Consider the following 25,014-nt stretch of genomic DNA (forward strand, 5'->3'; position numbering starts at 1 on the left):
TCGTGTCGTGTCCGTGTAACGACGCTGTTTTCACTGCCTAACCGCACGTAGGCAGGCCCTCGATCGACCCCGTAGAAGCGATCTGTTCAACCGAGCTGATGGCATCGGAAAGCGAGTCGACCTTGACCACCTGGAGACCCTCGGGGATGTGTCCGGTGACCTCATCGCAATTGACCGAAGGAGCGAGGAAATACTCGGCGCCGTCGGACCGTGACCCGATCATTTTCTGGCGAATCCCGCCGATCGGTCCCACCGTACCCTGCTCGTCGATCGTGCCCGTGCCCGCAATCTTCTTGCCGCCCGTAAGATCGCCGGGCGTCATTTCGTCGTAGATCGCGAGGGCGAAGATCATGCCGGCACTCGGCCCGCCGATCCCGTCAAGCGCGAAGTTCACCTTCACCGGGAACTCGAAGCCGCGCGAGAGCACGATGCCGACAAGCGCCCGCTCCCCCTCGTAGCGCGGCGTGAGCGCGAAGGACTTTTCTTCGCCTTTGCGTCGCACGGTCACGTTCACTTTCTGCCCTCGCGGTGTGCGGCCTATGGCCTCTCCAGCCGAAGCGACATCGGTGACCTGCTGGCCGTTGACCGTGAGCACGACGTCGCCGGGCTCGAGGCGATTCGCCGCCGCTCCATCGCTTCGAACGCCCGCGACGATGGTCGTCGTTGAGTACGAAATGCCCTGCTTCGCGAGCGCAGCGGCGATCGCCTCCTGCTGCGAGCCGTTCATCTCAACCGTGTTCATGAGGCTGTTGTCTTCGGCATCCGTATCGTCCGGGTAGAGAGCCTCAACCGGCATGATCGAGCGGTCCCGATCGAACCACGCGGACATGACACCGGCGAGCGGAATGTCATAGCCGGGAGACCCCTGGACCGACACGGTCGTCATGCGCAATTCGCCTTCACTAGCGACTGAATCGCGATTCTCGACGCTCACGATGTCCTTGCCCTCGTATTCGCCGAGCACGTTGAGTGAAGGGCCGGGCGATTCGACGACGTAGGGAGCGGGCAGCACGGCGGCAACCACGGTCATCACAACGAGCACGAGCGCCGAGAGGTTCACCGTCCATAGACGACGCCTGTACAGGCGCGCATTCGTGACACTCGCGGGAACAACCATGAGCTTCGATAGGGCATTTTTCACGCGGTCATTGTCCCAAAGATTCCGCGAAAGCGCCTGCATGCCCCTTCGCGGGAAGCGAAAACGGTACCCCTCGTTCCCCGCGGTCGATACGCTTGGGTAATCCGTGGTCGGCGGCCCGCCGCCTCAATCGACAGGAGCGCGCATGAGCGACGAGTCCAACGAAGAAAACCTCCGCAAGTTCCTCGAGGAGATTTTCCAGGGGCAGATTCCCCCGGGCGCACTCGAGGGTATCGATCTTTCCGAGCTCGCGAAGAGCGCCGGCTTACCCAGTGACCCGGCAATGCTGCGCATGGCAGCGATTCAGATGCAGTCACTTTTTGCCGCGGGCGGTGACGGCCCCGTCAATTGGAAACTCGGCCATGATCTCGCGCGCCAAGTCGCGGCCGGAAACGTCACTCTCCTGCCCACGGGCGCCCTCCCGCAGATCGGCGGCACGTCAATCGGCACGGCCGGCGATCCAAACGTGAGCGACGCCGAAGAACGCGCCCTGCGCGAAGCAGGCAACATCGCAGCACTGTGGCTTGCGGAGAAAACAGATTTCGCAGTCGTAAGCGACGCGGTCGAGTGCTGGAGCCGCGGCACATGGGTGAACCGCACGCTGCCGCGCTGGCAGAAAATCGTCGAGCCGGTCGCGCAATACATGGCCGAGGCGATCGGCGACGCTTTTGCGAAGCAGCTCGGCGAGCTGGGCGGTCTCGAGCAGCTTGGCGGCACCGGCCCCCTCGGCGCCATGGGCGGGGCCCTCGGCGACCCGAGCGCCATGATGAAGAAAATGGGCGGCACGATGTTCGGCCTCCAGTTTGGCCACGCGATCGGCTCAATTGCGCGCGAAGCGATCGGCGTGACCGACCTTTCGCTTCCGCTGTGGACCTTCTATGCCCCCGTGATCGTGCCCGCAAACCTCACCGATGTCCTCGAGGGCACAGAGCTTGACCTCGATGCGGCGCGCATCTTCTTTACCGCGCGCGAAATCGCCCACCAAACACTCTTCAAGAGCGCGCCGTGGCTTCCGGAGCATCTGTTCACCGCGATCGAGGGGTACGCGCGAGGCATCACCCTCGACATGGGAGCACTCGAGGAGAAGATCCGCGACCTCGACGTCAACAATCCCGCGGCGATCAGTGCAACCAACCCCGAGGACATCTTCACGTTCACGCGCTCGGCTGAGCAGGAGCGCGCCCTGACCGAACTCACCACGACCCTCGCGCTCATCGAGTCGTGGGTCGATCTCGTTGTGACCGAAACCCTCCGCGACAAACTCCCCCGCCTCGACGCGATGCGCGAACTCGTCCAGCGCCGCCGCGCAACCGGCGGGAGCGCGCTCGACAACCTCACGAATCTCGTGGGCATCGAGCTACACCCGCGCTCGGTCAAGGAAGCGTACGCATGGTGGGAGTCAGTGCTCGCGACCGAAGGGATGCAGGGCCGCGAAAAGGTCTGGGCTCACCCGGATCTCCTCCCCAGCCCCGAGGTTCTCAGCGGGCGCCCGCAAGCGCCCCAGGCGCCCGTGCCCACGGAGGATTCCGACGGCGACGGGCTTCCCGACCTTCCCGAGTTCGGTTCGATGAACTCCGCCTCCCCCGATTTCGACGAGGAACTTCGCAAGCTGCTAGACGGCGAGTTCGACGGCCGAGAAGAGGACCCTGGGGATCCCCGAGGCGACGACGAAAACCCGAGCGACGAGCAGTGAGTCTGCCCGGCCGATTCCTCGCAGAACTCGAGGCATGCACCCCTTCGCGTGAGAGGGAACGGTTTCTCGCGCTTGCGACCTCGAGCGAGAATGCACACCTCAAGTCGAGTGGGCCCATACATTTCACGGCTAGCGGGATCGTCATCGATGCCTCCAACCGGTTCGTTGCGCTGCATCACCATCGCAAGGTCGGGGCATGGCTCCAATTCGGCGGGCATATCGACGAGGGAGAGGAGAGCTTCGAGGGGGCCGCGAGGCGCGAGGTCTTCGAGGAGTCGGGGCTTGAAGACCTCGAGATCGTGGGCAACGCTCCTTTTAAGCTCCATGCGCACACCCTCAATAAGAACTTCATCGTGTGCAGCGAGCACTGGGATGTGCAGTACCTCATGCGCGCGGCGGTGACCCCCACTGGGCCCACGAATGCCCTGAGACTGAGCGAGGAAAGCCACGACGTGCGCTGGTGGAGGCTCGATGCGCTCCCGGCAGGCGTCGTACCTGACCTCGTTCCTACACTCGAACGGCTCCACACCTGATCCCACAGCGTCCTCCGGCCGCGTTTCCGCTCAACTGTTTGAGGTGCGCACACGCGACCGAGCGAGGCCAGATCAGCGGGCTGGGGGCATCAATCTTCATCCTGAGCCGAGCGCTGGGCAAATACGTACCCCTCGAGGAATCCATTCGCGCGCTCATGCTCGGGGTAAGAAGCCTCGAGCGTGCGGAAGGCCCGCGAGTGGTTCGGTTCGAGAAGGTGGGCGAGCTCGTGCACAAGGACCGACTCGATCACGTATGTAGGCATGCCCTGAAGGACGTGTGAAAGACGTATTGAGCCATCCGCGCTCGTGCATGATCCCCAGCGCTTGCCTTGGTTGGTCACCCAACGCACGCTCGAAGGCTCTGGGACGCTCGGCAGGTACTTCTCCCTCAACGCACGGGCGAGCGCCATGAGGTCCTCGTCACTCGCAACTGCCGGCTCAGCGCGGTTGCCGTACTTCGCATACATATCGCGCGCCCACTTGCGCGTCTCACGTACCGAAAGTCTCGCGGGCACAAGCAACTCAAACACTCCGCCCCTGCGACGTGCGGTGATGGTTTTGCGGCGGCGAGCTGAGCGAACCACGTCGATGGGTTCGCCGATGCCGTCAAGGTGGAGTTGTTCGCGTTCGGGTCGTCGGTGGGGCACGCAGCGAGTGTAGTGCGCGCGAGCTTGACAAGCACCCCGGTGTTGTGGACAAGCGAGGAAGTACAGGGACTCCCGTCCCCTTCGTGACGAATCTTGAGGGGTGCAACACATGTTGCAAGATATTAATATTCACCGCCGAGAAGCAGTATTCGCCCAGGTCAACGCCACTATTAGACCCCTATACCCGATTATCCACACACACTTTCCACACAGGTTCGAGGGGTGTCCACAACAACACCAAAGTTATCCACATTCACTCCCCGCCGTCGCTTTGACCTAGCCCGCCCCTGGCACTACATTCGATGAAGAAGCGATCCTCCGGGAAAACAAACGCTCGTGGGCGGGGAAGGCCCATGTGCGTTAAGCGCCCCCGGAGGATCGCCCCTTTTTATAGACAGCCGGCACCTAAGTCTCCGGAGCCCCTCCCCAACCAGTCGTACTTGCGAACCATTCCCAAAAAGGGCTCTGACGTGCGGCTTCTTTGTCTCATACGCGGAGTGTTGAGTTCTCAAGGGCCCGAAATTGCCTATACAGTGGCCAGGAACAATGAGTTCATCACAATCCCTAGGAGCAACCATGGCTGACGAAACCTACACGGGCGAGTTCTACTGCGTGAAGTGCCGCGCGAAGCACGAAGCAACCGGCACCATCCAGGTCAACGACAAGGGCCGCCGCGCGGCAAAGGCTGAGTGCCCCGAGTGCGGCACGAAGCTCAACCGCTTCCTCCCCAGCAAGTGAGGCACGCGAGCGCACATCCGCTCGCCGTCCCCGCGAACAAAAAAGAACCGGCGCCACGGTGGCGCCGGTTCTTTTTACGTGCGTTCAGCGAGCCTCGCTGATAATCGCGAGAACCTCCTCACCGAACTGGGTGAGCTTCGTCTGCCCCACGCCGGGCACCTGGTGAAGCTCCTCGAGGCTTCCGGGTGCTCGATCCGCGATCGCGAGCAGAGTCGAATCGGTAAACACCGCGAAGGCAGGGCGCTTGAGCTCGCTCGCGCGCTCGCGACGCCACGCACGTAGTCTCCCGAAGAGCTCCGCGCTCTCCTCTCCCCCGCATCCCGCGTGGCGCCCGACTTTCTGTTCACCAGGCGTTGTGAGAGCCTCGCCGCACCCCTTGCACGTCGTGAACACACGTGCACCGCGCCGACCCGTCGTCCGCTTCATCGCCACGCGTTCAGCAGCACCTTCGTCGCGGTGATCGAAAGCCCCCGCGATAAACCGAGAGGCCTTCCTCGAAGCCTTCGCGCCCTCGGCCCGAGCCGCGGCCCAGGTGACGGTAAGAACGTCACGCGCACGCGTCAGGGCGACGTAGAACAACCGGCGTTCTTCTTCGATTTCCTTGTCGGTCTTCGCGTACGAGATGGGGAACGTCCCCTCACTCGCTCCCACGACAAACACCACTGGCCACTCAAGGCCTTTTGCCGCGTGCACCGTTGCAATCGTGACGGCCTCGCTCACGGGGGCGCTTTGCGCCTCGCGGCGCTCCTCGAGCTCAGCCACGACGTCTCTCAAGCTCGCTCCCGCACGCTCGGCAATCGAGTCAGCCACCTGCACGAGTGCATTGAGAGAAGCCCACCGCTCGAAGATCGCCCCGCGGGATTCGGGAGCCTTCGGCGACCATCCGCGCGAGGACAAGACATCGCGAACGACACGCCCCACATCCGGGTCGTTGCCTCCGCCCGTGCCTAGCGCCGCCCGCAGAGCACTCATCGCCTCGTGCACCTCGCGGCGCTCGAAGAACTTCTGGCCACCGCGCACCTGGTATGCGACCCCCTCGCGGTCGAGAGCATCCTCGAACCGCTCGCTGTGAGCATTGACGCGCAAGAGAATGGCGATCTCACTCGCATTCCTGCCCTTCGCGAGAAGCTCGGCAATCGAGCGCGCAACCTCACGCGCCTCAACTGTTTCATCGGGGTAGCCAACGACGAGGGGCCGGGTGGCGTCGGACCGCTGCGCCCGAAGCTCCACGTGCGAGTCCCTGCCCTCTTGTGCCCGCGCGAGCACAGCGTTCGCGACCTGGACAATTTGCGGACTCGAGCGGTAGTTGCGCTCGAGCCGGATCACGCTCGCGCGCGGAAACTCCTTCCTGAATTCGAGGAGATAGCTCGAATCCGCCCCCGCGTACGAGTAGATGGTCTGTGCGGCATCACCCACGACGCACACGTCGCTCGCGTTGCCAAGCCACGCACGCAAAAGCCGGAACTGCAGGGGGGAGATGTCCTGATACTCGTCGACCGTGAAATGGCGATACTGGGAGCGCACGGCGTGCGCCATCTGCGGATGCTCCTGAATCATCGTGGCCGTCAGCAAAAGAACATCGGCAAAGTCAATGAGGTGAAGCTCGGTTTTCAGGTCCTCATACTGGGTCATAATCCGCGCGAGAGTGCGCGGCTCGAAACCTGCAACTCCCGCCCGAGAAAGACGCGCCGCCGCGAGCGGGTACTCCTCGGGAACGATCATCGAGGATTTCGCCCATTCGACCTCGGCGGAGATGTCGCGAAGGGCAGCGGGATCCACACGCATGTGCAGACGGCTCATGGCCTGCCCTACGAGTGGCAGGGTTCGGTCCACGAGGTCCGGGGCCGGGCCTCCGACGGTTGACGGCCAAAAGTAGGTGAGCTGTCTGAGCGCCGCGGAGTGGAACGTTCTGGCCTGGACGGCCGGCACACCCAGGTCACGCAGACGCGAACGCATCTCGGCAGCCGCCTTGGTGGTGTAAGTCAGCGCGAGAACGTGATTGGGCGCGTAGCCCCCACTGGCAATCGCGTAGGCGATGCGGTGGGTGATCGCCCGTGTTTTGCCCGTGCCAGCGCCCGCGAGAACACACAGTGGCGCGCCAACGGACTGGGCGACCTGGCGTTGCTCGGGGTCGAGACCCTCGAGGATGCGCTCGGCGCCCCTCACCTCCGCAGTGCTCACGCGAGCTCCCCCTTCCTCCATGCGTCGATCATCGAGTGTGCGATCGACGTGGGCGATGGCAGGCGTAACTCCCCGCGCTCGAGGGCTCCCGTGAGTTCATCTCGCGTGAACCATGTGGCGCTCGCGAGCTCCTCGCGCTGGAGGGTGATGCTCGTACCGCTGCCTTTCGCAAGGCGCGAGGTGAACGCCACCATGATCGAGCGTGGGAACGGCCACGGTTGGGAGCCGAAATAGTTGATGTCACCTATGATGAGCCCCGTTTCTTCATGAACCTCGCGCTTGAGGGCATCCTCGAGGTCTTCTCCGGGTTCGACAAAGCCCGCGAGCGCCGAGACCATGCCGCCCGTGAAGCTGCGGTTGTTGGCGAGCAGTGCGCGATCATCGTGGTCGCGAACGAGAGTGATCACGGCGGGGTCGGTGCGGGGGAAGGAGTCATGGCCGTTACCGCATGCCTGCGACCATCCTCCGCGGGTGATTTCTACGGGGCTGCCGCAGCGCGCGCACGCGCGGGAGTCTCGATGCCACCTGAGCATTCCCACGGCGCTGAGTGCGAGGCTTCTCTCACGCGGCGAGAGCGTGGGCGCGACCTCGCGGAGGCTTCGCATGCGCACGTCGCTCGGGGGCGTCATGCCCGCGCCGCCAAGGCTTCTTTCGTGGCAGGCCCAGGCCTCGCCACCCTGCCACGGACCGAGAAACACAGCGCCCGGAGCCACGGGCATCCACAGGCGAACGTCGCCGTTCGAACACTCCTGCACCGCCACCGTGTCGCCGTGAACGACGACCGCGCGCCGTTCGAGTTTCGCGTGGGAGGGAGCGGGAATTCCTCGCGCATCATCTGGTGCCACGAAGTGGGACGTGAGGTACGTGTGAGGAAAATTCATGGGCGCTCGCATGTGTCCCACAGTATCCAACCCGCAGACAATGGATACGGTTAGGGGGTGAGACGAAATTCCTATGCACTGGCTGCCCTTGCCACGGCCGGGATTCCAGGTGTGATCCCCGTGGCCACTTCCGCGACCACCCCAGAGGGTGAGGAGATCGAGTCTGCACTCGTGCGCGACACGCAGGAACGACTGTGGGTCGTGAGCGCCCCCTCGACCCCCACTGCGGGCGCGCGTCTCGCGAAAGAAATTGGTGTACTCGAGGCGCTTTCGCGCACCGAGCTCGCTCCTTACCTGCAGGCGCCTCAGGGGTTTGCGTCGATACCCGAGGGCGGTCGCGCAGCCATCGCCCTCGCGCTCGAGGGGGTCCCGCTGCACCTCGATGAAGTCAGTCACGACCACGTGCTCGCCGCGAACGTCGGCCGCGCCATCGCGACGATCCACAACACTCCGAAAGCCGCGTGCCAGGCCTCTGGAGTCGAGGAATTCACCGCGGAGGAGATCCGCTCGAACTACCGCGCGAGCGTCGAGCGTGCCCGCGACCGTCACCCGATCCCCTCGGCCGTGGCACAGCGATGGACCCACTTGCTTGCCGATGATTCACTGTGGCAGTTCACGCCGCGTTTCACCCACGGCACTTTGAACGAAGACACGACCCTCACCACAGGCACCGAAATCTCTGGCTTTACCGGCTGGGAAAACGCGCAGGTTGCTGATCCGGCTCGTGATCTCACATGGATGCTCCACGGCCTCGACCCGGAAGCGTTCGACGCCTTCTTCACGGCGTATTGCGCGAACCTCGATGTGCGCCCGGATGCACGCCTCCAGGAGCGCACTCAGCTCGTCGGCGAGTTCGCCGTTCTCGAGTGGCTACTGTCGGGAAGCGACACCGACGATCAGTCAATCGTTGCCGATGCCCTCGAAATGCTGCGCGAGGTTGATGATGACCTCGCCGAACTTGCCCGCCGGGAAGCAGAGCACGAGTTCGATGAACTTGCCTCTCACGACCCCGAGATCACGCCCGAGCGCTAGCGCCTTTCAGCCCATACGCATAACTACGCGAGCGCGGCGAGCATCCGGCTCAGTTGCGCCTCGCTCGGGTGTCGCGTGATGTCGATCGTGCGTTCGGCTTGGACGTAGTGGAACTTGGTCTCAATCTGGTTGAGCGGCAGGCCGGTCTTCTGGTGCCACGCGAGGCGGTATACGGAGAGTTGAAGCGATTTGCGCGCGAGCTCCTCGCCTGAGGGGACGCGGCCCGTTTTCCAGTCCACGATCCATACCCCCTCACCAGACGGGTTCGGGTACACGGCATCGATCACGCCGGAGAGAAACGCCTTCTCAAGCGCGAGCGAAACCGGAACTTCGAGCGCGAGGGGAGTCATCGTGGCGAACACTGAGCGATCGAACTTGTCCTTTAGCTCCTGGAGGCTTTCGCGGACGTCATCGTCATCCTGATCGAGGGAGAGTTCATCCACATCGAGCAGGGCGCCGTGAGCGTGGGTTTCCTCGACCCACGAGTGAAACCGTGTTCCGAGCCGCGCACTCGCGGAGGGTTTTCGCGGCATCGGTCGCACGAGTTCTCTCACGCGCTCATCGGCGTTTGCGCCCGAGAGCGCCACGAGATCCGAGGGGCTTAAGCGCGATGGGAGGCGCACGCGCAGTGCTTCACGCTCGGCACGCTGACTCGCGATGACGTGTCGGGTGGCTTCGGTGAAGCGCGCCAGGTCGGGGTGGGGCTGGGGCGTGGCGAGAGCATCCACATCACTCTCGCGCGCGAGCGCGACGGCTGCTGCCGCCGCCTTAACAGCTGCTTCTCGCGGGTGAGCTTTCGCGGGCCATGCGGCGAGGCGTGGAGAGGATTCGAGCGGGTTTTTCTCGCCGACTTCGCCTTCCATGTCAACGACCGCGACGCCCTCGAGCGCGCGAATCTCATCGGCGAAACGAGAGGCGCGGCGCGGCTTTGAGACTCCCTCGCCCCACGCCGAATACGTGAGCAGAGCGCTCTTTCTCGCACGTGTGAGCGCAACATACATGAGGCGGCGCTCCTCTCGCAGACTCTCTTTCCCACTGTCGAGACGAAACTCTTCGAAGAGTTCGTCGAGTTCAACCTGGGTTTCTGCCTCTGCCCAGCGAAGCTCCGCGAGAATCTCGCTATCGCCGCGAAGTTCGACGGGGATCGTGGCGAGAGAAAGTTCGTTGATCCACCCGGGCTCCCTCGGCGCGGGATACTCACGCGCGCCCTCCGGTTTTGCTGCACTCTGGCTCGTGTAGGAGGGGAAGGTCCCCTCGGTGAGGGAGGCAATCGCCACGTGATCCCATTCGAGTCCTTTCGCGGCGTGAATGGTCGAGATCACGACTACGCTCGAGTCGCGTGGACGGGTGGGCGCGGCTTCAAGACCACGCTCCTCGGCTTCGGACACGTCGAGATGCGCGAGAAACGCCGAGAGGCTCGGGGCTGTTGCTGTGCGGGCGTAACTTGCCGCCTGCGCACAAAGCCGCTCGATGTTCGCGAGCGCGTGTGACACGTCCCTATCCGGATCTGATTCGAGCGCGATATCGATGCCGAGGGCCCGCACAACGACCGTCACGAGGTCTGGAATATCGAGCCCCTGGGCGCCGCGCACCTCCCTCACGATTTGCGCGAGCCTGGCGAGTCGTTCGCGGGCAGGCACGCTGAGGCGCTGGCCCGCAGGGCTCACGAAATCAACCGGGGGCGGCGAGGTAACGGCATCGACGAGCGTGAAGGCCGCAGCCGGATCTGTGCGAGCTGCCCGCGCTCCATCACTGCGCTCGAGCACACGTCGCCACTCACCGAGCACGGCGATATCCGCCGGCGCGAAACGGAAGCGCGGCCCTTCGAGCAGTTCAACGAGCGCATCGGAGCGCGAGGCATCGTTCACGACTTCGAGCAGCGCGCGCACATCGCTCACTTCTCGCTGAGCGAGGAGTGAATCGCCGCCCGCGACGCTCACGCTGAGCCCTGCGTTTTCAAGCGCGGATTGCAGAACCGGGATCCGCGAGCGCGAACGCACGAGGACCGCCGCGCTCGCTGGCGCCTCGTCGAGCGCTTCGCTCTCGGCTTCATGGGCGGCACGGATTTCGCTAATCCACTCGGCGATAGCGCGGGCCTCGTCGAACTCTGTCGCGTGGGCGGCGACGGTGATCGAGCCCGGGCCTGCGCCGGGTCGCGGGGCAAGCGTCGGAACCTTCACCCCGGCCCTGCTGCCCGCGAGCGGGGCGCTGATCGCGTTTGCCCCCTTGAGCAGGGCCGCGTCGTTGCGCCACGAGGTGCTGAGCGTGTATTGGCGTACTGGTGTGTCCTCGCTCCCCCACCTCTCCACGAACGCGGACAGTGACGCAGCCGAGGCACCGCGCCACCCGTAGATCGCCTGGTTCGGATCCCCCACGGCACACGTCGCGTGCCCCGTGCCGAAAAGTGACGCGAGCAGGTCGAGCTGTGCGACCGAGGTGTCCTGGAATTCGTCGAGAAGAACCACGCGGTGCTGGGTGCGTGCGTCCTCTCGCACCTCGCTGCTCGCCTCCGCAATAACGGCGGCGAAGCTCACCTGATCGGAAAAGTCGATCGCACCTCGCTCGCGCTTCTCGCGAGCAAATGCTTCGAGGAGCGGCACGAGGGCTCGTCGCTGCTCGAGAACGCGCCACAGCCTCTTGACGCTCGCTGGAGAGGTGCGTTTCTTCCCTCCATCGCTTTGAAGCGGGAGGTTCATCGTCTCGACTTCGATCTGTCGAAGATACTCATCGAGGTCCCGCGCAGTGCGAAGATGATCGCTGAGCGCCCCAGAAAGCGAGAGCACCGCCGAGGCCACGGACCCGCTCGAATGATCGAAGGGAAGTTCCCCCTGCCACGATTCGACGAGGTCGTAGGCGATCTGCCACGCCGCTGCGGGCGGGAGCACCGTGAAGTCCGGGTCAATGCCGATCCGCAGCGCGTGCTCGTGCACAAGATCGAGCGCGAAACCGTTGTAGGTCGCCACGCGCGGCGACTGACCACCGAGGTAAACGGTGCTCGCCGCAAGCGTCGAGGGCAGCTCGATTCCCGCCGAACGCATGGCGGACGCAAGGCTCGAGAGCCGCCGATCGATGCGCTCGGCGAGCTCGTGCGCCGCTTTCTTCGTGAACGTCAATCCAAGCACGTGGCGCGGTTCGACAAGGCCGTTCGCGATCAGCCATACGACTCTCGCCGACATCGTCTCGGTTTTGCCGCTTCCCGCACCAGCAACGACGAGCGCGGGGGCGAGAGGAGATTCAATGACGGCCACCTGTTCGGGCGTCGGCTCGGGCTGGCCGAGAAGGCGCGCCACCTCACGCGCGCCCAGGCGCACATTCGTCACATCTCCTCCTGAAACAACGGGCATGAACGCTTGACGGGGCACACCTTGCAGTGGGGGTTGCGCACGAGATTCACGCGCGCCGAGCGCAGTCGCGCGTCGATCTCCCGAACGAGGTTCTCGAACCAGTCGGGATCATCTCCCTCCCCGAGCGGCGCCTGATGCCGCAGGGCACTCGACTTCGCGTCAGTGCCAACGTAGACGAGGCTCGCCCCGACAACGGGCTCGTCACTTTCCATGTGCGCCAGCGCGTACTGGTAGGCGGCCAGCTGAGGGTCGCGTTCTGCCTGGGCTTTCGACTGTGCAGACTTACCCGTCTTGTAATCCACGACCCTGAGTCCGCCCGCTTCACGCTCAACCCTGTCGATGGAGCCGCGAATATCGACCGCTTCACCAAGCGGAACGGAAAAACGCTTCTCGACCGCTGCGACGTCCGGATGCGCGCTCTGGTAGGCCCCGAGCTTTTCGAGCATCTGCACGATTCGAGCGCGTTCGGCGCGCGTGCGCCAGTTCTGTTCGACCTCCTCGCCCTCGGGTGCGCGCTTCGCAAATTCAGCAACGAGCTCGGCCGCCCCCGCCCTGGGGTGGGCCTCCGCGAGAGCGTGGATGAGAGTGCCCACCTCCTGGGCGGTTCCACTGCTTGTGCGGGCGCCCGCGCTTTCGAGGAGAAACGCACGCGGGCATTGCGCGGCTGTCGCGAGACTCGACGGGGAAAGCGCGAGGGTGCTACCAGAGGGGAACGGGGGGTCGGTGCGGGTGAGCGGCTGGTGATACCAGTTCCCGGGGCCTGCGCTTTCGATCCCCTCCCGCTCAAGAGCTGCGAGGAGGCCTGCGAGGTGGGGAGGGTCCGCACTCTCGGATGCGAGGGCGCGCGCGAGCGCGGAAACGAGTTGGCGAGATTCGGGAAAGGGCCCGGGATTTGCGCTGTGGAGGGCCGACGCTACCCAGCCACACGGCACTGCCTCGCACTGCACGGCGCTTTCGAGCACGCGAAACATGCCCGAGGGCGCCGATTCATCGTTCTCAACGGCGGTCACGAGAACGCGGCTTCGTGCACGTGAAAGTGCCGCGATCGCGAGGCGAATCTCGTCGTGGAGGTTCGCGTTTCGCCTCATCGCCCGAAGTTCCGCTCGATTGGGCATGGGCCCGGGCCGGTCGATAAAGAGTGCCAGATCGGCGGCGCCGAGCACCCCCGAGCGGAGGCGGAGATTCGGCCAGGCCCCCTCGTTGAGGCCCGCGAGAATCACGGTATCGAAGCTCTCTCCCGCGACGGCTGCGGGCGTGAGTACGCGCACGATACCGCTCACCCGCCCGCGTGCGCTGAGGGAGTCCTCCGGCACGGCCTGGGCCTCGATGTGCGACATGAATACCGCGATGTCGTCGCCTCCGCGTCGCTCTTCGTAGCGGTCGGCCGCAGTAAAGAGCGCGCCGAGCGCATCGAGGCGAGCGTTGGCGAGCTGCGCGCGCGAGCGCGCCTGCACGCTCCCGGTCACGGCAATCGCCTCGTTCTGCCACCGCGCGGCAAGGTGCGAAGCCTCCCACGCCGCCCACAAAAGCGGAAGAATCCCTGAATCGCGCGCGGAAACGATCGCGTCGTGCATTCGGCGAAGTCGCCGAAGCGGAGCCGTCACCGCACGAAGGTAGCGCTCTCGGCCGCTTTCTGGCTCAGCAGCGCCACCTGCTGGCGCCGGTAGCGCAACTTCCGCATCGTTGAGGATCGAGAGGATCGCGGCGTCGCCGCGCGTGTGTGCACTGTGCGAGAGGGCCCAGCGCCGCAGCTCGCGCACCATGCCGTCGTCGATTCCGCCCCACGGCCCGCGGAGAATCTCGACGAGGCGCTCGTCGCGTAACTGCTCGATTCCGAGCGCCCACGCAAGGATCGTGAAAAGGTCACGGATCACCGGCTCCTCGCGAAGAGCGGTAGCGCGAAGCGTCGCTTCGGCTTCAATCCCGACTCGTGACAGCCGCTCCGCGAGGGCCCGCGCGGCCGACGCCGAACGGCATACGACGGCGATATCGTCACGGGACACGCCGTGAACGGCCGCGAGGAGCCGAATCGCCGTCGCGATATCACGGGCTTCTGCCTCGTCACTCGAGGCGGTCGCGAGCGCGAAAGAATCAGCCACGCCTTCCTCACGGGTGAGCTTCCTCAGCGCAGTCGGAGCGCCCTCGAGCGGGAGGTGTGAGGCGAGTGCTGCAACGACGCGCGAAAGGGCCGGTTCCTGAGCGTAGATCTGCTCGAGCGTGACTACGGCACACGAACGCGAGTCAGAGGCGAGCGCACTTGCCACCCGCGATGCCGCATCGGCCATGCCACCACGAAAGCCCTCAACAGTCGCATCCGGGTTCGAGGTCACGAGGAAACGTCCGGAGCGGGCCGCGAGCGCCGTGACGATACGCACCCCGCTCGCGGTGAAGTCCTGGGCGTCGTCGATAGCGAGAAACCCCAGCGCCTCAGCGTTCTCGATCACCGCGCACGCGCGATCGACCAGAACCCCCAAATCAAGGCGCGCGCCCGCTTCGATCGCCATACTTCCCTCGAGCGCAAGCGAATCAAGATAGGCCTCGAAAACCGGCGCGGCTGCCGTCCATTCCTTGCGCCCGCACTGCTCGCCGAGCTCGGCGAGCTGTAGGGGCCCGAGGCCCCGCTCGGTGCAGCGATTCATAAGGTCACGAAGTTCCGCGCGAAAACCCGCAAGTGGGATCGATGCCGGATCAATCGACTCGGGCCACTGCGCGGGTACCTGCGCGAGAAGCTCCTCGAGTAGCACATCTTGATCAGCCCCCGTGACGAGACTCGGTTGCGCACGTGAATTGCGCGCCGCCTCCTCACTCACGAGCGCGAAAGCGTACGCGAGAGGGGTCATGACCGTCGGTAGCTCTAAATGAATCTGCGCACCCGCAGCGCGCTCTGCCATCGCTCGCCTCGAGAGTTCCTCGCGAAGAAACGCTGCACGCTCCCTCGTGGGGGCGAGAAGAACGACGGTGCGAGGATCAACACCTCCGCGCATCGACTCCCACGCGGCGTGGCCACACAGGGAGGATTTCCCACTTCGCGGGGGGCCGTAGGCGAGCGTCGGAACCCCCTGCGCCACCGACTCGAGCGCGTGCTTTTGCGCGGGCCCCGCAGTAACCAGCGCAAAATCCGCGAGCATTGCGCCAGAATCGCGCGCGGCAAGCCGCAACTCCGCAGGATTTTCCTGCATGCCGCTTCCCTCCAATGCTTTAGGTCGAACCACGTCACTCATCGAAATATCACCCCACCATGGAGGTGAGACAATTAAACTACCCAGACAATGTTTTTCCGCGTTGATCGCCAGCGCCACCCGAAACACCAGGAGACACCATGCGCCGCCGCCTCCCTCGCGCAGAACGCCGTGCCCAGCTGCTCAGTGTTGCCACGTCAAAGTTCGGTGAGCGCGGCTACCATCCCACGTCGATGGACGACATCGCCGAGGCCGCCGGTGTCACAAAGCCCGTGCTGTACCAACATTTCAGCTCCAAAGAAGACCTCTACATCTCCGTGATCCAGCAGGTTGGCGAGGTGCTTCGGGAGCGCATCGACGGCTTCGCCTTCGAAGGCGCCACGACCTACGACCGCGTCCGTGAGGGCATCGACGTATTTTTTGGAGTGTTCGATGAGAACTCGAACATGCTGAAGCTCTTCTTCGGCAGCGAGTACGTGACCGAGAGCGTACAGGAGGAGGTTACCCATGCGACGTCGCGCGCAGCCGAATCCGTTGGGACACTCCTCGCCCGCGCGCGAGACCTCTCCCCCGAGGAAGCCATTGTCGTTGGTCGCACCGTCGTCACGTCCGTGCAAGCGATCGCGCGCGAAACGGACGGCGCCACCGAGGAACGCCGAGAGGCCATGCTTTCCTCACTTGCACTGCTGCTCACAGGCGGGATTCGCGCGTTCGACCCTCGCGACGAAAAACTCACGCAAAACCCCGAGTAGGGCTCTGAGCGAACGCTGCACGGTTTCAGCTCTTCGCTCGATACACTTGCATGAGCGTGTGCTGAGCGGTCAGGCCGCTGAGCCTCGCTCACCTTTGCCGCGCCCCCGAATCTCGAAACATTCTCAGCGAGACTCGTGCGGAGTGTGCGGCTCGCAAACCGTGCGCCCAGTGCGCACATGAGAAAAGGACACCCCATGGAAATTCGCATTGGCGTCACGCATTCGTCGCGGGAACTGTCGCTCGAAACCGACATGAGTGCAGCGGACCTCACCGCGCTCGTGGAAACGGCCATCAATGAGAGCTCACTCCTCACGGTCACAGACACCAAGGGCCGCACGGTTCTCGTGCCCGGGGCGCGCATCAACTACGTCGAGTACTCGACCGAAGAGCCGCGCCGCGTTGGTTTCCTGGGCTAACGGAAAGTAGACCCCGAACGTGACTGACAACCAGACCTTTGCCGATTTCGGCGTGAGCGGGGAGATCGTCTCCTCGCTCGCCGATAAAGGCATCACCACTCCCTTCCCGATCCAGGCCATGACCCTCCCGATCGCTCTTAAGGGCCGGGACATCATTGGCCAGGCCAAGACCGGCACTGGAAAGACCCTCGGCTTCGGGATCCCCGCACTCGAAGCCGTCGACCCTAACGTCGCCGAAACCGATTCGGCATTCGGTAAACCGCAGGCTCTCATCGTGGTCCCGACCCGCGAGCTCGCCGTCCAGGTCAGCACCGATATTCAGGCCGCCGGCAAGCGCGGCGGCGTTCGGGTCCTCACGCTCTACGGTGGCCGCTCCTACGAACCTCAAATTGAGGCACTCAACAAGGGCGTCGACATCGTCGTGGGCACACCTGGCCGACTCATCGACCTCATGCGCCAGAAGTATCTCGATCTTTCCCACGTGAAGGTCGCTGTTCTCGACGAAGCCGATGAGATGCTCGACCTCGGCTTTCTCGAGGACGTCGAGAAAATCCTCAAGGCCGTGCCCGCGAAGCGCCAGACCATGCTTTTCTCGGCCACGATGCCCGCGCAGATCATGGCGCTTGCGCGCCGCTTTATGACCCAGCCGACCCACATCCGTGCCCACGATCCCGGGGATACCGCCCGCACCAAGGCGGACATCACCCAGGTTGTCTACCGTGCGCACCAGCTCGACAAGATCGAGGTTCTCGCGCGGATCCTCCAGGCTGAGGGCCGTGGCCTCACAATCGTCTTCACGCGCACAAAGCGCGAGGCTGACCGCACCGCCCACGACCTCGAGGCACGCGGTTTCGCGGCCGCCCCTCTCCACGGGGATCTCGGCCAGGGTGCGCGCGAGCAGGCGCTTCGCGCGTTCCGGACCGGCAAAGTCGATGTCCTTATCGCGACCGACGTCGCCGCACGCGGCATCGACGTTGATGACGTCACCCACGTCATCAACTACACCGCACCGGAAGACGACAAAACCTTCCTGCACCGCACGGGTCGCACGGGCCGCGCGGGTAAGCGCGGAACCGCCGTGACGTTCGTGGACTGGGAGGATCTCGCACGCTGGGCACTTATTGCCCGCCAGCTCGGCCTCGAGTCGACGGAAGCGCGCGAAACCTACTCCACCTCTCCGCACCTGTTCAGCGACCTCAACATTCCCGAGGGCGCTAAGGGCACCCTCCCGAAGGACAAGCGCACGCGCGCGGGCCTCGACGCCGAAGAGATCGAAGATCTCGGCGGCCCCGATTCGCGCAAGCGTCGCGGCACGAACGGCCGCGGCAAAGGTCGCGGTGAGGGCCGTGGCCGTGGCCGCGGCAATGGCCACCGCCGCGGTGGTTCTTCTCGAGGCGGCGAGTCCGTCGATTCCGGGACGAAGGCCGAAGGTGACAAGGCGCCGCGTAAACGCCGCCGCCGCTCGCGCACGCGTCGTGTCAACGGCAAGGTCGTCGAGCGTAGGAACGACTAACCGCCCTCGGCGCTCGCGATTAACCGCAGTTCGCGATCTCGGTGCGGTTACTCGCGAGCCACGCGGTGAATTCGCTAGGACTGAGCGCGGCCTTTTCTCGAGCTTCGGGAAGGGCCGCGCGCACGGCTTCGGTGTCGGGCACGATTGAATCGGGGGCGGCGCCGATCCTATTGAGGTTGACTTCGCCGTCCGTCGCAAGACTCACAAACGCGAGGTAGGCCGCGAGGTTTGTGCCGCTCGCCTTCGAAAAGCCGCCGCACGGCGCGACGAACTCGCTCATCCCGAGCGCGCCTACCGTGTTGAGGAGATTCGGCCTATTGGACGGCAGTGCCTCACGGTCGCTCGGATCAACGAGGAGCGTCGCGGTCGACACATCGGATTCAACGAAGCGGTGCGTGCCGACAACGCTCGGAATCATGTCGCTTGGCAGCAGGTTCACTCCCGGCGCCAGCTGCGCCTGGAGCGCCGAAAGCGAGGTCGCAAACGGGCGCGGCGTACATACCTTGGGGTTCTCGCCCACGCAGCTAGCCCCGAAAGCCGTCTCGACCGGCTGAACGCGGCCGTTGTTGGAGATTCCCCCGGCGAGTGCGAGCACGGCAACGAGCACACCCCCGCTCGCCCACGTGAGAGAGCGCTCGCCAATGGCGGGCATGATGATCCCCACGCCGAGCCAGAGGATTGCGCGAAGGCCCGCGCTTGCGAGCGTCGGCTCGTAGAAGAACCACGGCGTGTCGATGTAACCGCCGAGGGCCGGGATTGACGCCGATACACCAAAGACGAGGGTCCACCACGCGATGAGGTACGCGATGACGCCCGCGATCCCCACCGCTAACGCATTGTTGATGACAAACGTGAGCACGGCCCCGCCGATCGCGAGGCTCGATATGAACGCCCATGTACCGATGCTCCACAGAATCCACAAGAGCGGGTTGATCGCCTTCGCGTCCCCCACTCCCCAGTGAACAAGACTCAGCGCGAGGACTGCGAGCGTCGGAATGAGCGTGAAGACTGCACCCCAGAGAATCGCTGCCAAGACGATTCCGGGCGAGAGCCGCCGGGACGGTTTCCTCATTCCCCGTTCAAGCTGGTGGGACTTCTCTCGCGCCTCGTCCGCGGCGCGCTCGGCGAGGCTTCGCCACGCGAAAACGAGTGCCCCCGCGACACTCGCGATAAGGCAAGCGAGGTTCTGCGGGGCTACGAACGCGCTAGGCCCCCAGCCGATCCACACGCTCGACGTGAGTGCGAGGGCCATGGCGATAATCCCGAGGGTCGCCACGGTCACGAATAGCGAGGCTTGTGGGTTGCCGACGATGGCTCGGGCAACTTCACGGGCATCGCCCCTACGGCGAGCGCGCTGAGAGCTTGACATCCCCATCACAGCCTTGCGGACGTCGCCGCGAGGATGCGCGCGAGGTTCTCGTCGCTCGTCGTGTTTTCGCCGAGGCGATTCGGTTTTCCGCTCCCGTGGTAGTCGCTGCCGCCCGTGACGATGAGATTGCGCTCGCGTGCGATCGCCGCAAGCGCTGCACGCTCAGCCTCACCGTGCTCGCGGTGGAAAATCTCGAGGCCGTCGAGGCCGCAGTCGATGAGTTCTTGGCATCCGTCGGAATCGAGCCCCTTGCCGCGCGTACGTGTCATGAGGTGCGCCCCTACCGCAAGCGCTCCAGACGCGTGAATCCCCGCGATCGCGTCTTCGGCTTCGAGGGCGCGGTAGGGCACGTAGTAGGGCGAGTGGGGAGCGAGCAGGTGCGCAAAAGCTTCAGCTCGGCCGCTCACGACGCCAGCGCGCGTCAGGGCGTCCGCGATGTGGGGGCGTCCGACGCTTGCCACGCTCACATCGCGGCTGCTTTCAGTATCAAGGACCGCCTCCCACGTGATAGGGAAATCCTCGCTCAGCCGCTCGACGATACGCTGCGCGCGTCGCTCTCGCGACTCACGCACCTCGTCGAGCTTGGCGGCGAATGCCGACCCCGGAGCGGGAGTATTACCAAGGGCGAGGATGTGGATGCTCCGGCCGTTGAGCTTCGCGGAGACTTCCATGCCGGGAAGGAAACCGAGGCCTGCGCTCCTCGCGGCCCCGCGGGCCTGAGCGATCCCGCGGTCAGTGTCGTGGTCGGTGAGAGCGATGACGTCGACTCCCGAGCGGCGCGCCTGTTCGATGACGGCCGCAGGCGGCTCTGTGCCGTCCGATACCGCCGAATGGGTATGAAGATCGATGAGGCTCATCGTTCCTCCTCTCACACCTCTTCTTGGCCGGCCCGGGTGGCTCTTGGCGCTCCCCCGTGAGAATATCGAAGGGTGAGTGAGATCAATAATTCAAAGTCCAGCGCCCCCGAGACCACCGACGATCTGAAGTCGAGGGGCGATACCCGCAGCCAGCGCCCCACGAGCGAGGCTTTTCTTAGCTTCCTCACCCAAGGGTGGGATGAGACGCTCCCGCCGGCAGGCCGCCGTGCCGTTGCCGATTTCACGCCCGCACGGCGCGACTGTCTCGTCGAGACGGTGCCCGCAACTCGAATGGTGCTTCCCGCCGGGGGCCTCAAGGTCCGCAGCAACGATTGCGACTATCAGTTCCGCCCCCACACGGCGTTTGCGTACTACTCGGGCCTCGGCACCGATGAGGAGCCCGATTCGGTGTTCGTCGTCGAGCCCGACGCCGAGGATCCCCGCAAGAGTCAGGCCACGTACTTCTTCAAGCCGCGCTCGGGCCCGGAGACCAACGAATTCTTCGCGGATTCTCGCTACGGCGAAATGTGGGTCGGGCGCCGCCCCACGCTCGAGGAAGTCGAGGAGCAGATCGGCGTGCCGTGCCGCCACATCGACGAGCTGCGCGACGCGCTTGCGAAGGACCTTGGCGACAACCTCGACCTCGCTGTCATCGAAGGAGTCGATGAACGCATCGATGCGCTCGTCGCCGAAATCCGCGAGCAAAACGGCCTCGAAGGCGGGCAAAAGGCCCGCACGGTCAATTCGTTCCTCGAGCAGAGCGCGTCTGAGTCCCGCGTTGTCAAGGACGCATGGGAAATCGAGCAGATGCGAGCCGCTGTCGCGACGACAATCAAGGGTTTCCACGAGGTCGTGCGGAACTTCCCGGAGGCCATCGCCCACGAGCGCGGTGAGCGCGTCGTGGAGACGGTCTTCAACCGTACGGCGCGCGCCGACGGCAACGGCGTCGGCTACGACACGATCGCGGCCTCCGGCCCGAATGCGTGCACGCTTCACTGGGTGCGAAACAACGGCGCCGTCAAGGAAGGCGACCTGATCCTCATCGACGCAGGTTGTGAAGTCGATTCGCTCTACACCGCGGATGTCACGCGCACGCTCCCCGTGACGGGTACCTTCACGGAGCCGCAGAAGAAGGTCTACCAGGCCGTTCTCGACGCTGCCGATGCCGTGTTTGCCGCGGCGAAGCCCGGAATGAAGTTCCGCGACCTGCACGCGACCGCGATGGAGGTTATCGCGGACCGCCTCGATCAGTGGGGCTTGCTTCCCGTGAGCGCCGAGGAGTCCCTCAAGCCCGAGGGCCAGTATCACCGCCGCTGGATGGTGCACGGCACAAGCCACCACCTCGGCATGGATGTTCACGACTGCGCCCAGGCACGCCGCGAAATGTACCTCGATGCGACCCTCGAGGAGGGCATGGTGTTCACGATCGAGCCGGGCCTGTACTTCAAGGAGAACGACCTCCTCGTTCCCGAAGAGCTGCGCGGCATCGGTGTGCGCATCGAGGACGACGTTCTCGTGACGAAGGACGGCGTCGAGAACCTCTCGCGCGAGCTTCCCCGCGAGATCGACGCGATCGAGGCTTGGATGGCGGAGTTGCTCAAGTGAGCCCGCACGAGCGTTTCTTTGCCGCACGCCTCGCGGGCACCGGGCTTTTCGACCCGCTCGGTGACCGCATTGGCAAGGTCCGCGATGTCGTTCTGATTCCGCAAGAGACCCACACCGCACGCGCGGTGGGACTCGTCATCGAGGTGCCCGGGAAGAAGCGCATTTTCTTGCCGATCACGAAGGTCACGTCGATCTCGACCGGCCAGGTCATTTCCGACGGTTCCCTCAACCTTCGCCGCTTCGAAATGCGCAAGAGCGAAATTCTCGCGGTGGGTGATCTGCTCGACCGCAAGGTGAACCTCGTTGACGGGACGGGCGACGCGTTCGTTGAAGATGTCGCGCTCGAGCAGGACCAGATCTCTAAGGAATGGGAGATCACGAGGCTCCACGTGCGCCGGTCGAAGGCTAAGAACGCGTTTTCGAAGCTCGTGGGCCGCAATGAGACGCTCACGGTCGGTGTCGATGAGGTCAAGGGCCTCTTCGGGACTCAGGCGGAGCAGTCCGCACAGATTCTGCTGGCCTCGTATTCGGACCTCAAGCCCGCTGACCTCGCGGATCTCATCCAGGAGATGGAGCCGAAACGCCGCGCCGACATCGTGCGTGACCTTTCAAACGAGCGCCTCGGATGGGTTCTCGAGGAACTTCCCGAGGACATCCGTGTTGAGCTCATGCAGGGACTCGAATCAGAGCGCGCCGCGGACATTCTCGATGCGATGGACCCGGATGACGCTGCGGACCTTCTCCAGGAGCTTCCCGAACCTATGGGCCAGGATCTCCTCACGCGCATGGAGCCGGAGGAGGCCGAGGACGTGCGCCGCCTGCTCGCCTACGACGAGTACACGGCCGGCGGGCTCATGACGACCGAGCCGCTGATCGTCGCCCCCGAGACCCCGGTCGCGCACTGCCTCGCTCTCATATCTCGCGAGGAGATCTCCCCCGCGCTCGCGTCGATGGTGTACGTGTGCCGCCAGCCGCTCGAGACGCCCACGGGCAAGCTCCTCGGGGGCGTGCACTTCCAGCATTTGCTTCGCGAACGTCCCGAGCGCCCCGTGGGCGAAATCATCGATCAGGATCAGGTGACGATGGCCCCTACGAGCCATCTCCATGACGTGACTCGCGAAATGGCGACGTACAATCTTGTGTCGCTTCCCGTGGTCGATAAGGATTCCCACCTTCTCGGTGCCGTGACGGTCGATGACGTCCTCGACCACGTTCTTCCAGAGGATTGGCGCGAGAGCGATGAGCCCGTCGCAACGACGACGGGGCAGATCGACCTCACGGGGATCGCGAGGGCAATTTCGGACCAGGAGGGGTGAGCTAGATGGCACGTGGCAAGAAGAAGCGCCCCCAGCTCGATGATCCCGCGCGCAAGAGGCGCGGGCTGTGGCGCATGTTTTCGAGGCGCCGCCCGAAGGACGACAACAATGATGGTTTCGGCCGCATGGCCGAGGCGATTGCGCGGTTCATGGGTACGCCCGCGTTCCTCGTGGGCATGACGATTTTCTGTGGCGTGTGGCTCGGGTGGAACACGTTCCTTCCCGAATCGGTCCAGTTCGACCCCCGCGCGCTCAACTTCACGCTTCTGACCCTGATTCTCTCGCTCCAGGCGTCGTATGCCGCTCCGCTTCTGCTCCTTTCGGACAACCGCCAGGCCGACCGCGACCGCGTGCAGGCCGAGCAGGATCGCCAGTCGAACGAAAAGGCTCACGCGACCACGGAGTTCATCACGCGTGAAATCGCGAGCTTGCGCATCGCGATGGCGGATGTGGCCACCCGCGACTACGTGCGCGGCGAGCTTCGAGACCTCCTCGAGGAGCTTCAGGCTGGCGACGACGACCCCACACCGGCCGCGGAAACCGCGGATGGCGCTGAACCGATCGAACCCGCACGCGATCACGCGCATTTGCGCTCGCTCCTGCGCGAGGACATTCGCGCCGTGCTCCGCGAGGAACTCGAGCAGATGCGCAGCGATGCCGCGGAGTGAGGCCCCGTGAGCACTGACCTTGCCTCGCAGGTTCGCTCCGCGCTCACGCGCGTGATCGACCCCGATCTCGGCCGCCCCATCACCGATGTTGGCATGGTCAGCTCTGTTGAGGTCACACCTGAGGGGGTGGCTCTCATCCACCTCGTGATGACGGTCGAGGGGTGTCCCATGCGCTCCCGAATCGAGAAAGAGGCCGCCGAGGCTGCGTCTCACGTTTCGGGCCTCACGGAAGTGCGCGTGACGTCGGGGACGATGAGCGAGGAGCAGCGCCGTGCCCTTGTCGAGGATCTTCGCAAAAGGCGCCGCGAAGTTCCCTTCAATAAGCCTGGATCTCTCACGCGAGTGATAGCGATCAGCTCGGGCAAGGGAGGCGTCGGAAAGTCCACGGTGACGGCTAACCTCGCCCTCGCCCTCACTCGCCTCGGCTATAGCGTGGGCGTCCTTGACGCCGACATTCACGGTTTTTCGATGCCCGGGATGTTTGGGGTGAGCACCCAGCCAACCCGCGTGAATGACCTTCTCATGCCGCCCATCGCCCACGGTGTCAAGGTCATGTCGATCGGCGTTTTCGTGCCCGAGCATCAGGCGGTCGTGTGGCGCGGCCCGAAAATGCATCGCGCGATCGAGCAGTTTGCGACGGACGTGTTCTGGGGCGATCTCGATTTTCTCCTTCTCGATCTCCCGCCGGGAACCGGCGACGTCGCTATTTCGGTCGCGCAGGTGCTGCCCACCGCGGAGCTTCTCGTCGTCACGACTCCCGACTCAGCTGCGAGCGGCGTCGCTTCGCGCATCGGCTCTCTCGCCCGTTCCACGGAACAGACGATCATCGGGGTGATCGAGAACATGAGTTGGTTGAGCACCGATCACGGTGAGCGCCTCGAGATTTTCGGTAGTGGCGGCGGCGAGCGCGTCGCCGCTCAGCTAAGCGAGGATCAGGGCGCGGACGTTCCGCTCCTCGGGCAGGTTCCGCTCGCGCAAAGCGTGCGCGAAGGGTCCGACGCCGGCCGGCCTCACACCGCCTTAGAGTCGTCGAGCGAGGCGTACCTCGCGTTTATGCACATCGCTGAGCAGCTCGCGAAACCGCGTGGTCTTTCGGGCCGGAAACTCCCGCTCTCGCTCGCGTAGCGCGCCTCGCAAGGTGCGGCGTAGGC

19 protein-coding genes are annotated in these 25,014 nt (G+C 64.6%); 11 read left to right on the forward strand and 8 right to left on the reverse strand.

Translation table 11 applies throughout. The features are described from left to right. Window positions 1-37: 37 nt before the first annotated feature. Window positions 38-1,141, reverse strand: a complete 1,104-nt coding sequence (locus HMPREF3176_RS08895; RefSeq protein WP_168161972.1) for a YlbL family protein — start codon at window positions 1,139-1,141, stop codon at window positions 38-40. Window positions 1,142-1,283: 142 nt separating this feature from the next. Between HMPREF3176_RS08895 and HMPREF3176_RS08900 the strand changes: the two genes are divergently transcribed. Continuing rightward, the gene (locus HMPREF3176_RS08900; protein WP_070459887.1) at window positions 1,284-2,831 is read left to right on the forward strand and encodes a zinc-dependent metalloprotease; all 1,548 of its coding nucleotides are present in this window, start codon (window positions 1,284-1,286) and stop codon (window positions 2,829-2,831) included. Then, window positions 2,828-3,364, forward strand: coding sequence for an NUDIX hydrolase (locus tag HMPREF3176_RS08905; protein WP_070459890.1), 537 nt, complete (start codon window positions 2,828-2,830; stop codon window positions 3,362-3,364). The genes HMPREF3176_RS08900 and HMPREF3176_RS08905 overlap by 4 nt, the downstream gene beginning before the upstream one ends. 89 nt (window positions 3,365-3,453) lie before the next feature. Here the strand turns inward: HMPREF3176_RS08905 and HMPREF3176_RS08910 are convergent, their stop codons facing one another. Further along, the gene (locus HMPREF3176_RS08910) at window positions 3,454-4,011 is read right to left on the reverse strand and encodes a M48 family metallopeptidase (protein WP_246826720.1); all 558 of its coding nucleotides are present in this window, start codon (window positions 4,009-4,011) and stop codon (window positions 3,454-3,456) included. 576 nt (window positions 4,012-4,587) lie between these two features. On the opposite strand from HMPREF3176_RS08910, the gene HMPREF3176_RS10270 reads away from it, so the two are divergent. Next, on the forward strand, window positions 4,588-4,749 hold the full coding sequence (locus HMPREF3176_RS10270) for a DUF5679 domain-containing protein (RefSeq protein WP_016664205.1): 162 nt from the start codon (window positions 4,588-4,590) through the stop codon (window positions 4,747-4,749). 84 nt (window positions 4,750-4,833) lie between these two features. Here HMPREF3176_RS10270 and HMPREF3176_RS08915 read toward each other — a convergent pair whose 3' ends face one another. Both HMPREF3176_RS08915 and nudC read right to left on the reverse strand, forming a co-directional pair. Further along, window positions 4,834-6,930, reverse strand: a complete 2,097-nt coding sequence (locus HMPREF3176_RS08915) for an ATP-dependent DNA helicase UvrD2 (protein ID WP_083286367.1) — start codon at window positions 6,928-6,930, stop codon at window positions 4,834-4,836. Further along, window positions 6,927-7,811, reverse strand: a complete 885-nt coding sequence (nudC, locus tag HMPREF3176_RS08920) for an NAD(+) diphosphatase (protein WP_168161973.1) — start codon at window positions 7,809-7,811, stop codon at window positions 6,927-6,929. Before nudC ends, HMPREF3176_RS08915 begins: the two co-directional genes overlap by 4 nt. A 120-nt stretch (window positions 7,812-7,931) precedes the next feature. Here nudC and HMPREF3176_RS08925 point away from each other — a divergent pair, with 120 nt between their 5' ends. After that, window positions 7,932-8,843 carry a phosphotransferase gene (locus HMPREF3176_RS08925; RefSeq protein WP_051120639.1) on the forward strand — a complete coding sequence of 304 codons (912 nt, stop codon included), beginning with the start codon at window positions 7,932-7,934 and terminating at the stop codon, window positions 8,841-8,843. Window positions 8,844-8,866: 23 nt separating this feature from the next. Here HMPREF3176_RS08925 and HMPREF3176_RS08930 read toward each other — a convergent pair whose 3' ends face one another. Both HMPREF3176_RS08930 and HMPREF3176_RS08935 read right to left on the reverse strand, forming a co-directional pair. Continuing rightward, entirely contained in the window at window positions 8,867-12,163 is a 3,297-nt protein-coding gene (locus HMPREF3176_RS08930) for an ATP-dependent DNA helicase (protein WP_246826721.1), read from the reverse strand. Next, on the reverse strand, window positions 12,160-15,366 hold the full coding sequence (locus HMPREF3176_RS08935) for a PD-(D/E)XK nuclease family protein (protein WP_070459899.1): 3,207 nt from the start codon (window positions 15,364-15,366) through the stop codon (window positions 12,160-12,162). The genes HMPREF3176_RS08930 and HMPREF3176_RS08935 overlap by 4 nt, the downstream gene beginning before the upstream one ends. 140 nt (window positions 15,367-15,506) lie before the next feature. On the opposite strand from HMPREF3176_RS08935, the gene HMPREF3176_RS08940 reads away from it, so the two are divergent. The 3 genes from HMPREF3176_RS08940 (at window position 15,507) to HMPREF3176_RS08950 (ending at window position 18,048) form a co-directional block, all read left to right on the forward strand. Next, on the forward strand, window positions 15,507-16,118 hold the full coding sequence (locus HMPREF3176_RS08940) for a TetR/AcrR family transcriptional regulator (protein ID WP_016664199.1): 612 nt from the start codon (window positions 15,507-15,509) through the stop codon (window positions 16,116-16,118). Window positions 16,119-16,313: 195 nt separating this feature from the next. Beyond that, entirely contained in the window at window positions 16,314-16,535 is a 222-nt protein-coding gene (locus HMPREF3176_RS08945) for a DUF3107 domain-containing protein (protein ID WP_016664198.1), read from the forward strand. Between the two features lie 19 nt (window positions 16,536-16,554). Then, entirely contained in the window at window positions 16,555-18,048 is a 1,494-nt protein-coding gene (locus HMPREF3176_RS08950; protein ID WP_034372526.1) for a DEAD/DEAH box helicase, read from the forward strand. Between the two features lie 19 nt (window positions 18,049-18,067). Here HMPREF3176_RS08950 and HMPREF3176_RS08955 read toward each other — a convergent pair whose 3' ends face one another. Both HMPREF3176_RS08955 and HMPREF3176_RS08960 read right to left on the reverse strand, forming a co-directional pair. Next, complete coding sequence (locus tag HMPREF3176_RS08955; protein ID WP_141742412.1) at window positions 18,068-19,417, reverse strand: hypothetical protein; 1,350 nt, start codon at window positions 19,415-19,417, stop codon at window positions 18,068-18,070. A 5-nt stretch (window positions 19,418-19,422) separates the two neighbouring features. After that, window positions 19,423-20,274 (reverse strand): PHP domain-containing protein, encoded by an 852-nt coding sequence (locus tag HMPREF3176_RS08960; RefSeq protein ID WP_034372520.1) that lies wholly within the window; start codon window positions 20,272-20,274, stop codon window positions 19,423-19,425. Between the two features lie 72 nt (window positions 20,275-20,346). On the opposite strand from HMPREF3176_RS08960, the gene HMPREF3176_RS08965 reads away from it, so the two are divergent. Genes HMPREF3176_RS08965 through HMPREF3176_RS08980 form a run of 4 tightly spaced genes read left to right on the forward strand, consistent with a single transcriptional unit; the run spans window position 20,347 to window position 24,988 of the window. Further along, the gene (locus HMPREF3176_RS08965) at window positions 20,347-21,879 is read left to right on the forward strand and encodes an aminopeptidase P family protein (protein WP_016664194.1); all 1,533 of its coding nucleotides are present in this window, start codon (window positions 20,347-20,349) and stop codon (window positions 21,877-21,879) included. After that, the gene (locus tag HMPREF3176_RS08970; RefSeq protein WP_016664193.1) at window positions 21,876-23,195 is read left to right on the forward strand and encodes a magnesium transporter MgtE N-terminal domain-containing protein; all 1,320 of its coding nucleotides are present in this window, start codon (window positions 21,876-21,878) and stop codon (window positions 23,193-23,195) included. The genes HMPREF3176_RS08965 and HMPREF3176_RS08970 overlap by 4 nt, the downstream gene beginning before the upstream one ends. A gap of 5 nt (window positions 23,196-23,200) precedes the next feature. After that, complete coding sequence (locus HMPREF3176_RS08975; RefSeq protein ID WP_016664192.1) at window positions 23,201-23,863, forward strand: DUF1003 domain-containing protein; 663 nt, start codon at window positions 23,201-23,203, stop codon at window positions 23,861-23,863. Window positions 23,864-23,869: 6 nt separating this feature from the next. Further along, the gene (locus tag HMPREF3176_RS08980; RefSeq protein WP_070435258.1) at window positions 23,870-24,988 is read left to right on the forward strand and encodes an Mrp/NBP35 family ATP-binding protein; all 1,119 of its coding nucleotides are present in this window, start codon (window positions 23,870-23,872) and stop codon (window positions 24,986-24,988) included. The last annotated feature ends 26 nt before the right edge of the window (window positions 24,989-25,014 follow it).

It is taken from the genome of Dermabacter sp. HMSC08H10 (assembly GCF_001807585.1).
Lineage (GTDB): Bacteria > Actinomycetota > Actinomycetes > Actinomycetales > Dermabacteraceae > Dermabacter > Dermabacter hominis.

Excerpts from the sequence above, each read along its gene's own strand:
- HMPREF3176_RS08900 (WP_070459887.1), top strand. The coding sequence starts at position 1,284 with ATGAGCGACGAGTCCAACGAAGAAAACCTCCGCAAGTTCCTCGAGGAG.
- HMPREF3176_RS10270 (WP_016664205.1), top strand. The coding sequence starts at position 4,588 with ATGGCTGACGAAACCTACACGGGCGAGTTCTACTGCGTGAAGTGCCGC.
- nudC (WP_168161973.1), bottom strand. The coding sequence starts at position 7,811 with ATGAATTTTCCTCACACGTACCTCACGTCCCACTTCGTGGCACCAGAT.
- HMPREF3176_RS08935 (WP_070459899.1), bottom strand. The coding sequence starts at position 15,366 with ATGCAGGAAAATCCTGCGGAGTTGCGGCTTGCCGCGCGCGATTCTGGC.
- HMPREF3176_RS08940 (WP_016664199.1), top strand. The coding sequence starts at position 15,507 with ATGCGCCGCCGCCTCCCTCGCGCAGAACGCCGTGCCCAGCTGCTCAGT.
- HMPREF3176_RS08945 (WP_016664198.1), top strand. The coding sequence starts at position 16,314 with ATGGAAATTCGCATTGGCGTCACGCATTCGTCGCGGGAACTGTCGCTC.
- HMPREF3176_RS08955 (WP_141742412.1), bottom strand. The coding sequence starts at position 19,417 with ATGTCAAGCTCTCAGCGCGCTCGCCGTAGGGGCGATGCCCGTGAAGTT.
- HMPREF3176_RS08960 (WP_034372520.1), bottom strand. The coding sequence starts at position 20,274 with ATGAGCCTCATCGATCTTCATACCCATTCGGCGGTATCGGACGGCACA.
- HMPREF3176_RS08975 (WP_016664192.1), top strand. The coding sequence starts at position 23,201 with ATGGCACGTGGCAAGAAGAAGCGCCCCCAGCTCGATGATCCCGCGCGC.